This is a genomic window from Phenylobacterium sp., assembly GCF_031425575.1.
Classification (GTDB): domain Bacteria; phylum Pseudomonadota; class Alphaproteobacteria; order Caulobacterales; family Caulobacteraceae; genus Phenylobacterium.
The window spans coordinates 1-14,294 of record NZ_JANPJP010000038.1 but is presented as its reverse complement, the minus strand read 5'-3'; the positions used below and the strand labels follow the sequence as shown (position 1 = coordinate 14,294).

Genomic DNA, 14,294 nt, shown 5'->3' with positions numbered 1-14,294 from the left:
GGCTTTGTGGTGCTGGGTTTCCCCTGCAACCAGTTCGGCGCCCAGGAGCCGGGGAACGCCGAGGAGATCGCCAGCTTCTGCTCGCTGACCTACGACGTCGACTTCCCGATGATGACCAAGATCGACGTCAACGGGCCCAAGACCCACCCGCTCTTCGCCTATCTCAAGAAGGAGAAGAAGGGCTTGCTGGGCACCGCCAATGTGAAGTGGAACTTCACCAAGTTCCTCATCGACCGTAAGGGCCAGGTGGTGGAGCGCTTCGCCCCGACCGTCGAACCCAAGGCGCTCGAAAGCGCCATCGAGGCGCTGCTCTGATGGCTGATTCCTTCGACGTCATCATCATCGGCTCCGGCCCCGGCGGCTATGTCACCGCCATCCGCGCCAGCCAGCTGGGCTTCAAGACCGCCATCATCGAGAAGGAAGCCCTGGGCGGGGTCTGCCTGAACTGGGGCTGCATCCCCACCAAGGCCCTGCTGAAGAGCGGCGAGGCCTATGAGCAGCTCTCTCACCTGGCCGACTACGGCATCAAGGTGGAGAAGGCCTCTTTCGACTTCACCGGCATCATCAAGCGATCCCGCAAGGTGGCCGCCCAGCTGAACTCCGGCGTCGCCTTCCTGATGAAGAAGCACAAGATCGAGGTGGTGGAGGGGACCGCCAAGCTGGAGAAGGGCGCGCCCGCCCCCAAGGTCGTCGTGGCCCTGAAGGCCGGCGGCGCTCGGACCCTCACCGCCAAGCATGTCATCCTGGCCACAGGCGCGCGCGCCCGCACCATCCCGGCGGTCGGCCTGGAGCCGGACGGCGATCGCATCTGGACCTACCGCGAGGCCATGGCGCCCAAATCGGCGCCCAAATCCCTGATCGTCATCGGATCGGGCGCCATTGGCATCGAATTCGCCAGCTTTTATAGGGCGCTAGGGGCCGAGGTGACGGTCATCGAGACCCTGCCGCGCATTCTTCCCGTGGAAGATGAGGAAGTCTCGACAACCGCTCGTAAAGCCTTCGAAAAGCGCGGCATCAAGTTCCGTGTCGGCGCCCAGGTCGAGAAGGTCGAAAAGCCGAAATCCGGGGGGGTCCGCATCACTGCAAGCGGCGCCCAAACTCCAGAAATCCTGGAGGCCGAAGTGGCCATCGTCGCCGTCGGCATCGTCGGCAATGTCGAGGACATGGGCCTCGAAGCCCTGGGCGTGAAGATCGACCGCACCCACGTGGTCACCGACAGCCACGGCGCCACAGGCGTGCCCGGCCTGTTCGCCATCGGCGATGTCGCCGGCCCGCCCTGGCTCGCCCACAAGGCCAGCCACGAGGGCGTCCACTGCATCGAGCATATCGCCGGCCTGGCGCCCTCGAACCTGAACGCCCCCATCCCCGGCTGCACCTATTCAACGCCACAGATCGCCTCGGTGGGCATCACGGAGGCCGCCGCCAAGGAGAAGGGGATCGCCGTCAAGATCGGCCGCTTCCCGTTCCGGGTGAACGGCAAGGCCATCGCCTCGGGCGAGACCGAGGGCTTCGTGAAGACCATCTTCGACGAGAAGACCGGCGCCCTGATCGGCGCCCACCTGATCGGCGGCGAGGTCACCGAGATGATCCAGGGCTTCGCCCTGGCCATGACGCTGGAGGCCACGGAGGCGGAACTGATCGCCACCGTCTTCCCCCACCCGACGATGAGCGAGGCCATGCATGAGGCCTCGCTCGACGCCTATGGTCGGGTTCTACATGTCTAGTAGATGCGTTCGATGATCGCCGCCGGCGCCAGGCCGCCGGCGGCGCACAGGGTGGCCATACCGACCGACAGGTCGCGGCGCTCCATCTCGTCCAGCAGGGTCCCCAGGATCATGGCGCCCGTCGCCCCGATGGGGTGACCGAGCGCGATGGCGCCGCCGTTGACGTTGACGATGGCCGGATCGACACCCATGTCGCGCATGAACTTCAGCGGCACGACGGCGAAGGCCTCGTTAATCTCCACGAGCTGGATGTCCTTCATGGTCATGCCGGCCTTGGCCAGGGCCTTGCGGGCCGCCGGGCCCGGGGCGTTCAGCATCAGTTCGGGCGAGTCACCCGCGGTGGAGACCGAGCGGATCCGGGCTCGCGGCTTCAGGCCGTGGGCGCGGGCATATTCCGGCGAGGCGATGACCACGGCGCCGGCGCCGTCCACCACCCCCGACGAGTTGCCGGCATGGTGCACGTGGTTGATCTTCAGATCAGGATAGGTGGCTTCCACCAGCTTGCGGAAGCTGAGGCCTTCCTCGTCCAGCGGCACGTCATACAGGCTGGCGAAGGCGGCCTTCAGGGCGGCCAGGCCTTCGGCGGTCGTGCCGGCGCGGGGATACTCCTCACGGTCCAGGGCGACGCTGCCGTCGTCGTTGTAGACGGTGATCAGGCTGCGGTCGAAATAGCCGTTGGCGATGGCGTGGGCCGCTCGCCGCTGGCTCTCCAGGGCGAGCGCATCGACGTCCTCGCGGGTGAAGCCCTCCAGGGTCGCCACGACGTCGCCGCAGACGCCCTGGTGCGGCTGCGGGTGGATGGATCGCAGGTGCGCATTGCCGGAGTCCAAGGTCGGGCCGACCTGGCGCTTCAGGGTCGAGCCATAGGACATGGACTCCACGCCGCCGGCCACCACGAGATCCTGGGCGCCTGACATCACGCCCATGGCCGCCAGGTTCACGGCGGTCAGGCCGGAGCCGCAGAAGCGGTCCAGCGACATGCCGGCGGCCTCATTGGCGTAACCGGCGTCCAAGGCCGCCATGCGGGCGATGCATGAGCCTTGCTTGCCGAACTGGGTGCCGCAGCCGGCGATCACGTCGTCGATGTCGGCGGTGATGAGGTTGTTGCGCTCGGCCAGGGCCTTGAGGACCGTGGACAGGATGCGCTGCGGGTGGACGCCGGACAGGGCGCCCTTCTCAGGCTTGCCGACGCCACGCGGGGTGCGGGCGACGTCGATGATCCAGGCCTCGGCCATGGGATGTTCCTCTCGGACAGAATTGCGTCTCAGAAACCCACAATGGACCCGGCTCCCCCACGGCAGCCAAGCGCCGATTAGGGACTCTTGCGCACGTTATCCCGAGCGACGTCCCTCGGCCTCAACCATGCGCTGGATGGCGACGTAGTCGGTCTTGCCCGTGCCGAGGACCGGCACCTCGGGCACTTTGAGGATCTTCTTCGGCACGTTCAGCTCGGATGCGCCGATGGCCTTGGCGTGCGCCACCAGGGCGCCGGAGTCGGCGTCACGCCGGTCGGTGACCAGCACCAGGCGCTCGCCCTTGCGGGTGTCAGGCATGGCGATGACCGCGTGCCGGTTGTCGGGCCAGACAGCGATGGCCAGATCCTCGGCGGCGGTCAGGGAGACCATCTCACCGCCGACCTTGGCGAAGCGCTTCACCCGCCCGCGGATGGTGACCCAATCGTCATCGGACAGGTCCACCACGTCGCCGGTATCATGCCAGCCATCGGCCAGCGGCTCGATTGAGCCGTCTGGCCGCAGGTAGCCGCTCATCACATTGGGACCGCGGACGAAGAACCGACCGCCACCGGGAATGCCGGGAACCGGCTCCAGGCGCGTCTCCATGCCCGGGAGCAGGCCGCCGACCGTGCCACGACGGTTGTCGATGGGCTTGTTGACCGCGATGACGGGGGCGGCCTCGGTGGCGCCATAGCCCTCCAGCACGGGCACATCGCCGAAGCTGTCGCGGATCAGGTTGTGGGTTTCCTCACGCACCTTCTCGGCGCCACAGACAATGAACTTCAGTCCCGCCAGCTCGTCGTACTCGGCGACCCGGGCGTACTGGTTGAGGAAGGTGTCGGTGGCCAGCAGAATGGAGGCCTTGGAGTCCTTCAGGAGGGGCGGGATCACCTTGGTGTGCAGCGGCGAGGGGTACTGGAACGCCTTCATGCCGGTGAGGATGGGCAACAAGGCGCCGCCGGTCAGGCCGAAGCAGTGGAAGGTGGGCAGGGGATTGAACATCACCCAGTCCGGATCCAGCGGGATGTGGGAGGCGATCTGGTAGACGTTGGACACCAGATTGGCTTGGCTCAGCACCACGCCCTTGGGCACGCCGAAGCTGCCGGAGGTGAACAGGATGACGCCGGGATCGTCCGGCTTGGTCTCGGCCAGAAAGGCTCTGGGGAAGGCGCCGGCGGTGGCGGCGAAGAGCTTGTCGGCCAGACCGATCTTCTCACGCACCTCCTCCAGGTAGGTGACGGTCGAGACCTCCTCCAAGGCGTCCACTAGGTCGTGGAGCTGGCCCTGTTCGATGAAGCGATGCGAGGTCAGCACCCGCTTCACCCCGGCCAGCTTGCAGGCGCCCTTCAGGTTCCGGATGCCTGAGGTGAAGTTCAGCATGGTGGGAATCCGCCCGAAGGCGTGCAGGCCGAAGAAGGTGACAATGGCGGCCGAGCTGGCGGGCAGCATGACGCCGACCCGCTCGCCCTTTTCCGTCATCGCCGCGATCTTCCGGCCCAGCGCGAAGGCGGCCCGGATCATGTCGGTGTAGGAAAGCGGATTGCGTTCCTGGTCCTCCAGGATCGGCTTCTTGGCGCCGAACTGGGCGCGGGCGTCGAGCAGAGCCCCGAACAGGGTCTTCTGGCTCTCAAGCGGATCAAATGTACGCGACAAAGGCGAAGACCTCCCCGATCGGATCGCCGGTTCTTGGAGCGCAAGCCTATCGTCCGAGGTCGTCATTGCAAGGATACGTTACAATGCGTGAGGCGGTTTCAGGGCGGGGGCGGAGAATTCTCGTCTGGAACCGGGGCCGGGGCAGGGGTTTCGACCATAGGGGGCGCGACCTCGGCTTGGCGTTCGGCCTCGACTCTGGCGGCGATGTAGCCGGTGACCTGGTCCATCCAAGGCTGGCGGAAGCGATCTTCCTCTAGGTGCAGACCCGCGAAGGCGCCGGGAACGGCGACCGAGCGGCAGTGGGGAAGAGCCTTGCAGAGCGCGAGGGCCTCCTTGGTGGTCTTGTCCGGCAGCAGCATCAGGACCTCGGCCTTCACCGAGCCCGCATTGGCCTCCGCCGCGCGGCTCGCGGTCTGGTGGGCGCCGCGCCAGCCCATGCTGGGTGACGACATGCGTAGGTCCGGATTTGCGGTCTGCCAGGCCTGCTGGACCCGCCCGCGCCATGGGTCATGGGTCAGGCCCTGGCCACGCGCGTCGGGCGCCGACCGGCTCCAGGGCCGCCAGTCGGTCGACGGCAGGCGGCCCAGGCCCACGCGTCCGACCAGCGCCTGGGCCGAGTCCGCACTGACCGCTCGGGACGCGACGTCTGGCGACGACAGGATCACCGCGTCGACCTTCAGCCCCGCCTCGACCGCCCGCAGCGCCACGACCGCACCGTCGGCATGGCCCAGCAGGATCAGCGGAGAGGATTCTGGCGGCCGGATCACCACCCGGACCAGGGCGCCGACATTGGCGACATCGGGCTCGAAGCTGGGAACAAAGCCTAGGTCGCGGGGCAGGGTGTAGCGAGCCGAACCGCCTTGACCCGCCCGCTCGAGGATCCAGACGGTGTAGCCGCGCCGGATCAGGCCGCTGGCGGTCTCGAACCAGGCCTCGGCCGACTCTCCATAGCCGGGCAGGATCACCACCGTGGCCTTGGGCGCCCGCCAACCGGCGGCGACGCCGTAGCGCTGCGCGGGCTTGCCGCCGGTCTCGATGAACCCCCAGGCCCAGCCCTCCGGCGGATAGAAGCGCGGACTCAGCGCCGGCGGCGCCTGGGTCTCCGCGAACGGTCCCATCAGGTCGCCCCGGCCGCACGCCGCGAGCAACAGGAGCAGAGCGGCGACTGCCAGCGCGCGAACCATGCCGTCTTTGAACCCAGTTCACCGCTGTGGCGCAAGGCCGCTCAATCGTGGCTTGATCCAAGGGGCCCGAACGCCGATCTAGGGGCATGGCGACCGTTATCAACACCGTCACCGGCCCAAGGCCGCGGCACCCTGAAAAGCAGTCCCGGCCCGACACGCCGATGCTGCGCAAGCCTGAATGGCTGCGGGTCCGCGCCCCGGGCTCGCCGGGCTATTCGGCCACCAAGGCCCTCGTGAAGGAACACGGCCTGACTACGGTCTGCGAGGAAGCCGCTTGCCCAAACATCGGCGAGTGCTGGAGCATCAACCACGCCACCATGATGATCATGGGTGACACCTGCACCCGGGCCTGTGCTTTCTGCAACGTCATCACCGGCAAGCCGCAGGCCCTCGACCCCAGCGAGCCCGCCCGCGTCGCCGACGCCGTGGCCAAGATGGGCCTGAAGCACGTGGTGATCACCTCGGTGGACCGCGACGACCTGGCCGATGGCGGCGCCGACCACTTCGCGCAAGTTGTGCGCGCGATCCGCGCCCAGGCCACCACCACAACGATCGAAATCCTGACGCCGGACTTCCTCCGCAAGCCCACCTCTGCGGCCGAGTTGGTGATCGACGCCAAGCCCGACGTATTCAACCACAACCTGGAGACTGTTCCGCGCCTGTACCTGTCGATCCGCCCCGGCGCCCGCTACTTCCATTCCCTGCGCCTGCTGGAGCGGGTGAAGGAGCGCGATCCCGAACAGTTCACCAAGTCCGGCCTGATGGTCGGCCTGGGCGAAACCAAGGAAGAGGTCATGCAGGTGATGGACGACATGCGGTCGGCCGGCATCGATTTCCTCACCATCGGCCAGTACCTGCAACCCACCCGCAAGCACGCTGCGGTCGACCGGTTCGTGACGCCCGATGAATTCCGCGCCTATGAGGAGATCGCCCGGGCTAAGGGGTTCCTGATGGTGTCAGCCAGCCCCCTGACCCGCTCGTCGCACCATGCCGGCGAGGACTTCGCCAAGCTGCAGGCCGCCCGCCGGGCCAAGGACGCCGCCTAGGTCTTGCGCCACCAGGTCACCAGGACGCTGCCCTACACGCCGGACCAGCTGTTCGCCCTGGTGGGTGACGTGGACTCCTATCCGCAGTTCGTGCCGTGGATCGTGGGCATGCGCACCTGGAACAGCCGCATCGACAGCCAGGGTATGATCTGGACCGACGCCGAGGCGAAGGTCGGGTTCTCGTTTCTGAAGGAGACCTTTTCCACCCGCGTGCGCCGCGACCCTGCCGGCCGCCAAATCGACGTCGGCCTGATCTCGGGGCCGTTCAAATCCCTGCGCAATCAGTGGAGGTTTGAGCCTGAGGGCGAGGGGACCCGCGTCGTGTTCGACATCGACTTCGAGTTCAAGTCCAAGATGCTGGGCGCCTTGCTGACCTCGAACTTCTCACACGCCGTCGACAAGCTGATGGCGTGCTTCGAGGCTCGAGCGAAAGCCCTCTACGGCTAGCTCATCCGGTCGCGTAGCGCCTGCAGGGCCACCTGCACGGCGGCCAGCTGGATTTCCGACCGGGTCTCGTACTGGAAAAACTCCTGGCGGTGCATCAGGCCGTGGTTGGTCCGCGCCGTGGCGATGTGGACCGTGCCCACCGGCTTGAAGGAGGTGCCGCCGTGCGGACCCGCCACGCCGGTGATGGCCACCGAGATGTGGGCGTTTGACGCTTCCAGCGCTCCCTCGGCCATCATGCGGGCCACGGGCTCGGAGACCGCGCCCAGGTCGGCCAGCAGGTCGCCCGGAATGCCAAGAAGTTCCTGCTTGGCGCGGTTGGTATAGGTGACGAAACCCCGCTCGAAGACGTCCGACGCACCGGAGATCGAGCAGATGGCGCCGGCCACAAGACCACCCGTGCAGCTCTCGGCTGTGACGATACGGAGGTTGCGCTCCCGGGCCTCGTCGATGAGCAGGCGCGCGAGGGTCTCGATCTCGAGGGAAAACATGGGCGCGCGACTCCGACACAGCTAGGCAAGGTTGAAGCGAGACCACAACATCGCCGCGACCCCAGACACAAGACGATTCGAAACATGACCACGCAGGACGCCGCCGCAACCTCCGCCGTGGGCCGATCGCCGCTGCTGTTCGTGCTCACCATCTTCGCCAGCGCCAGCCTGGTGTTCCTGGTCCAGCCGATGATCGCCAAGCTGGTCCTGCCACTCTTGGGGGGCGGGCCATCGATCTGGAACACCAGCCTTGCCTTCTTCCAGACCGCCCTGCTGGCCGGCTACGGCTATGCGCACCTGTTGCAGCGGGTGGGGTCGATCCGCATGCAGGCGGGAATCCACCTGGCGGCTCTGGTGCTGGCGGCGCTCTTCCTGCCACTGCATGTCACCGGTGTCTTCGGCGCGCCCAGTTCGGAGCATCCCGCCCTGTGGCTGCTAGGCGTGATGGCCGTCTCCATCGGCGCGCCCTTCGCGGTGCTGTCGGCGACCGCGCCCTTGGTGCAGGCCTGGCACGCGCGCACCCTGCACGCCGACAGCGGCTCCGAGCCCTACGCCCTCTACGCCGCCAGCAACCTCGGCAGCCTGATCGCCCTGCTGGCCTATCCGATCGTCGTGGAGCCGCTCGCCAGCCTGCACGCCCAGGCCATGGGCTGGAGCCTGGGCTACGGCGGCTTCATCCTGCTGATGGCCGCGCTGATGTATTTCGTCACCCGCGGGCCCGCGGCGCCCGCGCCCGTTGTGACTGATACCTCCGACGCCGGCGGCGACGCCCCGACTTGGCGCGACAGGCTGACCTGGGTCGTCCTGGCGGCCATTCCGTCCAGCCTGATGATGGGGGTCACCACCCACCTGACGACGGATGTGGCCTCAGCGCCCTTCATCTGGGTGGTGCCGCTGGCCCTCTACCTGGTCACCTTCATCATCGCCTTCTCCACCAAGCCGGCGATCTCGCAGGACACGACGCTGATCTTGCAGGCCGCGGCCGTGGCGGCCTGCGCTTCGCTGCTGCCCTTCAAGGCCAGCAACCTCTTCCTGCAGCTCTTCATCCACCTGTCGGCTTACTTCCTGACCGCCCTGATGTGCCATCAGGCCCTGGTGGCGCGGCGGCCGAGCCCGAGCCGGCTAACCGAGTTCTATCTGTGGATGTCCTTCGGCGGCGTGGTGGGCGGCGGGTTCAACGCCTTCCTGGCCCCGGTGATCTTCAACAATGTCTGGGAATACCCTTTGGTCCTGGCGCTGGCCTGCCTAGTGCGTCCCTGGGGGGAGGGGCCGATCGAGCGCTGGCGCTGGGTGACCTTCGCCCTCGGTTGCCTCGCCGCCGTGGCGGCGCCCGTCGCGACCTTCGCCGCCTATACCGGCCAGATTGGACGCGCCGAGATGCTCGGCATGACCGGCCACGACCTAATGCTGCTGCTGGTGAAGGTCGCCCTGACCGTGGCCGTCGTCTGCGCCTTCCTGGTGCGCCGCCGCGGCATCGTCTTCTTCGGCATCATCGCCATCATCTCGTTGGCGGCGGAGGGGGCGGGCGACAAGGTGGACGTGCTGAAGAGCTGGCGCAGCTTCTTCGGGGTGGTCCGCCAGTCTGAGCTGCAACTGCCGGAGATGGGCGGCACGGTCCGCATGCTGTCGCACGGCACGACCCTGCACGGCGCCCAGGCCCAGGACCCACGCTGGCGCTGCCGCCCATTGGTCTACTACGCGCCCGAGACCCCAATCGGGCAGGTCTTCGCGCAGCGGCTGGGCGAGAGGCCCGCCCTGCGGATCGGCGCCGTGGGCCTGGGGACCGGGGCCGTGGCGGCCTACACCCGGCCGGTAGATCACCTGACCTTCTTCGAGATCGACCCCCTGGTGATCCGCATCGCCACCGACCCGGCGCACTTCAGCTACACGACGGAATGCGCCAAGGGCCGGATCGACTACGTGGTGGGCGACGCCCGGCTGACACTGGACAAGCAGCCGAAGGACCAGTTCGACATCCTGCTGATCGACGCCTTCTCCTCCGACAGCGTTCCCGCCCATCTGCTGACCGTGGAGGCGATGAAGGCTTACCTCACCCACATCAAGCCTGATGGAGTGCTGATCCTCCATCTATCGAACCGAAACCTGGATCTGCGCAGCCCGGCCATGGCGGTCGCCGATGCGGCCGGCGGGGAGGCGCTGCTGCAGCGGCATGGCGCGGCCAAAAGCTCGCCCATGCTCTGGGAATCTTCGGAGGACGCCCTGATCGTGGCGCGCAACGAGGCGGCGCTCGCCGCCTTCGCGGCCGATCGGCGGTGGACGCCCAGCGAACCCACCCTCGCGCGGCCCTGGACCGACGACTACACGAACCTCGTGGGCGCCCTGTACGGCCGGATGAAGGAACGCTGGGACTGGCTGCCTTAAGCAGGCGTCTCCACCGTCGCAACGGCCTGGGCCATCAGGCCTTCTCCACGGCCGGTAAAGCCCATGCCCTCGGTCGTCGTGGCCTTTACGCTGACCCGGTCGAGGGGCAGGGCGAGCAGGTCGGCCATGCGCGCGCGCATGGCGTCGCGGTACGGCCGAATCTTCGGGCGCTCGCAGATCAGGGTGACGTCGACGTTCAGGATCGATCCGCCCCTGGCCGCCACCAGCTTGGCCGCATGGACCAGGAAGCGGTCAGAGGATGCGCCTCTCCATTGGGGATCGGTGGGCGGAAAATGCTCGCCGATGTCACCTTCGCCGATGGCGCCCAGGATGGCGTCAGTCAGGGCGTGCAGGCCGGCGTCGGCGTCGGAATGGCCGACCAGGGTCTGGTCGTGGTCGATCTTGACCCCGCAAAGCCAGACCGCTTCGCCGGGACCCCAGCGGTGGGCGTCGACCCCGAAGCCGGTGCGGACCATCCTGCGCGCGCCCGCCAGCTGTTCGGCCATGGCGAAGTCCTCCGGATAGGTCAGCTTCATCAACAGGGGGTCGCCCGGAACCAGGGCCACCTTGCCCCCGGCGCGCTCCACCACCGCTGCGTCGTCGGTGGGCTCAGCGTCGGCGGGCCAGGCGCCATAAGCCTGCCTCAAGGTGCGGAGGCGGAACGCCTGTGGCGTCTGGGCGCGCCAGAGGCCGTCGCGCGACACCGTCTCGACGACGATGTCCACGCCGCGCTTCAGGGTGTCGGCGACGGGGAGGGCGGGAACGGCGCCATCAGCCTCGGCCAGGGCGACCAGCAGGCGCTGGACGTGAGCGGAGGTGACGAAGGGCCGGGCGGCGTCGTGCACAAGCACCGCGTCTTCGTCGGCGGCGGCGAGTGCGGCGAGGCCCGCCTGGACCGACTCAGCCCGGGTGGCCCCGCCCGCGACGGCTCTCCAGCCCGCCAAACCGGCGAGGGCCTCATCGGCGTCGGCCGTGCGCTCAGGCGCGGTGACCACGATGATTTCTCGGGCTCCGGCGCGGCTCAGGACCTCGACCGACCAGCGCAGAATTGGCCGGCCGCCCAGGCTGCGCCAAGGCTTGGGCGCCCCTGGTCCGGCCCGGGTGCTAGAGCCTGCGGCGACGACGACGGCAGAAAAGTTCATGGCGACGTTGTTTAGAGGGCGATCGTGTCCTGTCTAGGCTTTACGGCGCCGCACAAATTGCCTAAAAAGGCGGCGATGGGGTTGATTACAAAATGAGCAACAAGCTCGCAGTCGGGGATATCGAAGTTTTGGGCCGGGCGTGGATCGCGCCTATGACCGGCGTTTCCGACCTGCCGTTCCGCAAGGCCGCCAGCAAGCTCGGGGCCGCCTATGTGGCCACCGAGATGGTCGCCTGCGCCGAGTTCTCCAGGGGCCGACCCGATGTCGTGCGCCGCGCCGCGGTGGGCGAGGGCCTGCCCCTAATGGTGGTGCAGCTGGTCGGTCGCGATCCGGTCCACATGGCGCGCGGGGCTGTGCTCGCGGCCCAGGCGGGCGCCCAGATCATCGACCTGAACTTCGGCTGCCCTGCCAAGGAGGTGACCGGCGGCGCCCAGTCCGGCTCGGCCCTGATGCGCGAGCCCGACCTGGCCGAGGCGCTGATCGCCGCCACGGTGGACGCGGTCGACGTCCCGGTCACCGTCAAAATGCGCCTCGGCTGGGACGACAAGTCGAAGAACGCGCCCGAGATCGCGGCGATGGCGGAACGGCGCGGGGCCAAGGCGGTCACCATTCACGGCCGCACCCGCAGCCAGTTCTACAAGGGTGTCGCCGACTGGGCGGCCGTCCGGGCGGTCAAGGACGCGGTTTCCATCCCGGTGATCGTCAATGGCGATATTGTCGACGGCGCTACGGCCCGCGAGGCTCTGGCTCAGTCCGGCGCCGACGGCGTCATGGTCGGGCGCGGCGTCTATGGTCGCCCCTGGGTCGCGACCCAGATCGAGACCGAATTGAACGGTGGCGCCTTCGTCGAGCCCGACGTCGAGACCCGCCTGGGCATCGCCCTGGAGCACTTCCGGGACAGCCTGAATTTCTACGGCGACCGCCTGGGCCTGCGAATCTTCCGCAAGCATCTGGCGTCCTATGTCGATAACGCGCCCTGGCCCATGCAGGTCGAGGCCAGGCAGATCGCACGATCCGCGCTCTGCCGCCTGGAGGATCCCTCCCTGGTCGAGGAAGGCCTGATCGCGCTCTGGCGCGATCCCCAAACGAGATTGGCGGCATGAACAGTCGAACAAGGGCCGCGAACAGCGGCGTAAACCTGGATGTCCTGAAGGCGGCTGCCTTCGACCTCTCCCCCGAACCGGCCCTCGTGGTGAACGGCGACGGCGCCCTGGTGGCGGTGAACGAGGCCGCCGAGGCCCTGTTCGGCCAGGGGCTCAGCCTGCTGACCCGGGGCCGCTTCGGCGCCGCCCTGCCGGAAGGCTCGGCCCTGGTTTCCCTGCTCAACCGAGCCCTGGAGGAGGACGCTCCGGTCCGGGAGCGCGGGGTGGAAATCAGCCTGTTCGGCCATCCCTCCTTTGAGGCCGATGGCGCGGCCGCCCCGCTCGGCGACGGCTCGGTGCTGCTGACTCTTCACGTCAAGGGCGGCGCCCTGGGGGGGGAGCGCACCGGGGCCGAGGCCGCCGGCCTGCGCACCATCGTCGGTCTCGGCCGCATGCTGGCTCACGAAATCAAGAATCCCTTGATGGGCATTCGGGGGGCGGCCCAGCTGCTGAAGGCCGGTGCCAAGGCCGAGGACACGCCGCTGGCCCAGCTGATCGTCGACGAGACCGATCGGGTGCGCCGGCTGGTGGACCGCATGGAGGCCTTCTCCGACGACGCCCTGCCGGTCTGCACGCCCATCAATATCCACCAGGTTCTGGACCGCGTCCGGGCCTTGGCCGTCAACGGCTTCGCCGATGGCTTGGTGATGAAAGATCTCTATGACCCCTCGCTGCCGCTGACCTATGGCGACGAGGATCAGCTGATCCAGATCTTCCTGAACCTGGTGAAGAACGCCTCGGAGGCCGCCCATAGCCGGGGCGACAACCGTGGCGAGGTCACCATCCACACCGCCTACCGTCATGGCGTCAGGGTCCGGGCCGCCAAGGGCCAGGCCCTGCGCGGCGCGCCCCTGGAGATCCGTATCCAGGACAACGGCCCGGGGATCCCGCCGCATCTGCGCGACAGCCTGTTCCAGCCCTTTGTAACCACCAAGGTGAACGGCGCCGGTCTGGGCCTGGCCCTGGTCTCCAAGCTCGTGTCGGGCCACGGCGGCCTGATCGATTTCGAATCCGAGCCTGGCCGCACGACCTTCCGCGTGCTGCTGCCCATCGCATCTCAAGAGGACGTCTCGGCATGAACGCGATCGCCGCCAACGCCAACAAGAAGATCCTGATCGCCGACGACGACTCCTCGATCCGGCTGGTGCTGAGCCAGGCCTTCACCCGTCTCGGCTACCAGGTCCGCGCCACCGGAAACGCCACGACCCTGCTGAAGTGGGTCTCGGACGGGGAAGGGGACCTGGTGGTCACCGACGTGATGATGCCCGACGAGAACGTCTTCGACGTGCTGCCGCGCATCCGCAAGGACCGCCCCAAGCTGCCGGTCATCGTGATGAGCGCCCAGAACACCCTGCTGACGGCGGTGAACGCCGCCGAGGTGGGCGCCTTCGACTACATCTCCAAGCCCTTCGACCTGGACGACATGACCTCCGCGGCGCGCCGGGCCCTGGCCAAGCCTGCCGACAGCGAGGCCTCAAAGGCCCAGGCCCGCGCCGTGCGCGACGAGCGCCTGCCGCTGATCGGCCGCTCGGGGCCGATGCAGGACGTCTACCGGACCATCGCCCGCCTGGTGGGCGCCGACCTCACCGTGCTCATCCTCGGAGAGTCCGGGACCGGCAAGGAGCTGGTGGCTCGCGCCCTGCACGAGATGGGACGCCGCAAGGACGGCAAATTCGTGGTCATCAACCTGGCCGCCGTGCCCCGCGAGCGGGTGGAGAGCGAGCTGTTCGGCAAGGACGAGGGCGACTCCGGCAAGCTGGTGGACGCCGACGGGGGCACCCTGTTCCTGGACGAGATCGGCGACATGCCGCTGGACGCCCAGACCCGGCTGCTGCGGGTGATCGACGGCTC

General features: G+C 68.0%; 13 protein-coding genes. 8 read left to right on the top strand and 5 right to left on the bottom strand.

The features are described from left to right. Window positions 1-315, top strand: a 315-nt coding sequence (locus RMO97_RS02000) for a glutathione peroxidase (protein WP_310538884.1), incomplete at its 5' end; no start/stop codon positions are given. Then, the gene (lpdA, locus tag RMO97_RS01995; protein ID WP_310538883.1) at window positions 315-1,724 is read left to right on the top strand and encodes a dihydrolipoyl dehydrogenase; all 1,410 of its coding nucleotides are present in this window, start codon (window positions 315-317) and stop codon (window positions 1,722-1,724) included. The genes RMO97_RS02000 and lpdA, both read left to right, overlap by 1 nt. Here lpdA and RMO97_RS01990 read toward each other — a convergent pair. The 3 genes from RMO97_RS01990 to RMO97_RS01980 form a co-directional block, all read right to left on the bottom strand. Further along, entirely contained in the window at window positions 1,721-2,959 is a 1,239-nt protein-coding gene (locus RMO97_RS01990) for an acetyl-CoA C-acetyltransferase (protein ID WP_310538882.1), read from the bottom strand. The genes lpdA and RMO97_RS01990 overlap by 4 nt on opposite strands. Window positions 2,960-3,055: 96 nt before the next feature. Next, window positions 3,056-4,612: an AMP-binding protein gene (locus RMO97_RS01985; protein ID WP_310538881.1), complete on the bottom strand. Its 1,557-nt coding sequence runs from the start codon at window positions 4,610-4,612 to the stop codon at window positions 3,056-3,058. 98 nt (window positions 4,613-4,710) lie between these two features. Continuing rightward, window positions 4,711-5,796: an alpha/beta hydrolase gene (locus tag RMO97_RS01980; RefSeq protein ID WP_310538880.1), complete on the bottom strand. Its 1,086-nt coding sequence runs from the start codon at window positions 5,794-5,796 to the stop codon at window positions 4,711-4,713. A gap of 86 nt (window positions 5,797-5,882) precedes the next feature. On the opposite strand from RMO97_RS01980, the gene lipA reads away from it, so the two are divergent. After that, window positions 5,883-6,842 carry a lipoyl synthase gene (lipA, locus tag RMO97_RS01975; RefSeq protein WP_310538879.1) on the top strand — a complete coding sequence of 320 codons (960 nt, stop codon included), beginning with the start codon at window positions 5,883-5,885 and terminating at the stop codon, window positions 6,840-6,842. A 3-nt stretch (window positions 6,843-6,845) separates the two neighbouring features. Continuing rightward, a complete protein-coding gene (locus tag RMO97_RS01970) occupies window positions 6,846-7,289 on the top strand; it encodes a type II toxin-antitoxin system RatA family toxin (RefSeq protein WP_310538878.1) in 444 nt (147 codons plus the stop codon). Here the strand turns inward: RMO97_RS01970 and RMO97_RS01965 are convergent. Then, a complete protein-coding gene (locus RMO97_RS01965; RefSeq protein WP_304777128.1) occupies window positions 7,286-7,777 on the bottom strand; it encodes a CinA family protein in 492 nt (163 codons plus the stop codon). The genes RMO97_RS01970 and RMO97_RS01965 overlap by 4 nt on opposite strands. 84 nt (window positions 7,778-7,861) lie before the next feature. Here RMO97_RS01965 and RMO97_RS01960 point away from each other — a divergent pair, with 84 nt between their 5' ends. Further along, entirely contained in the window at window positions 7,862-10,159 is a 2,298-nt protein-coding gene (locus tag RMO97_RS01960) for a fused MFS/spermidine synthase (protein ID WP_310538877.1), read from the top strand. On the opposite strand, the gene RMO97_RS01955 is transcribed toward RMO97_RS01960, so the two are convergent. Beyond that, entirely contained in the window at window positions 10,156-11,301 is a 1,146-nt protein-coding gene (locus RMO97_RS01955) for a bifunctional 2-C-methyl-D-erythritol 4-phosphate cytidylyltransferase/2-C-methyl-D-erythritol 2,4-cyclodiphosphate synthase (RefSeq protein WP_310538876.1), read from the bottom strand. The genes RMO97_RS01960 and RMO97_RS01955 overlap by 4 nt on opposite strands. A gap of 92 nt (window positions 11,302-11,393) precedes the next feature. On the opposite strand from RMO97_RS01955, the gene dusB reads away from it, so the two are divergent. The 3 genes from dusB to RMO97_RS01940 all read left to right on the top strand — a co-directional run. Next, entirely contained in the window at window positions 11,394-12,404 is a 1,011-nt protein-coding gene (gene dusB, locus RMO97_RS01950) for a tRNA dihydrouridine synthase DusB (protein ID WP_310538875.1), read from the top strand. Beyond that, window positions 12,401-13,522, top strand: coding sequence for an ATP-binding protein (locus tag RMO97_RS01945; RefSeq protein WP_310538874.1), 1,122 nt, complete (start codon window positions 12,401-12,403; stop codon window positions 13,520-13,522). The genes dusB and RMO97_RS01945 overlap by 4 nt, the downstream gene beginning before the upstream one ends. Further along, window positions 13,519-14,294: sigma 54-interacting transcriptional regulator (locus RMO97_RS01940; RefSeq protein ID WP_310538873.1), on the top strand; the 776-nt coding region annotated here is incomplete at its 3' end. The genes RMO97_RS01945 and RMO97_RS01940, both read left to right, overlap by 4 nt.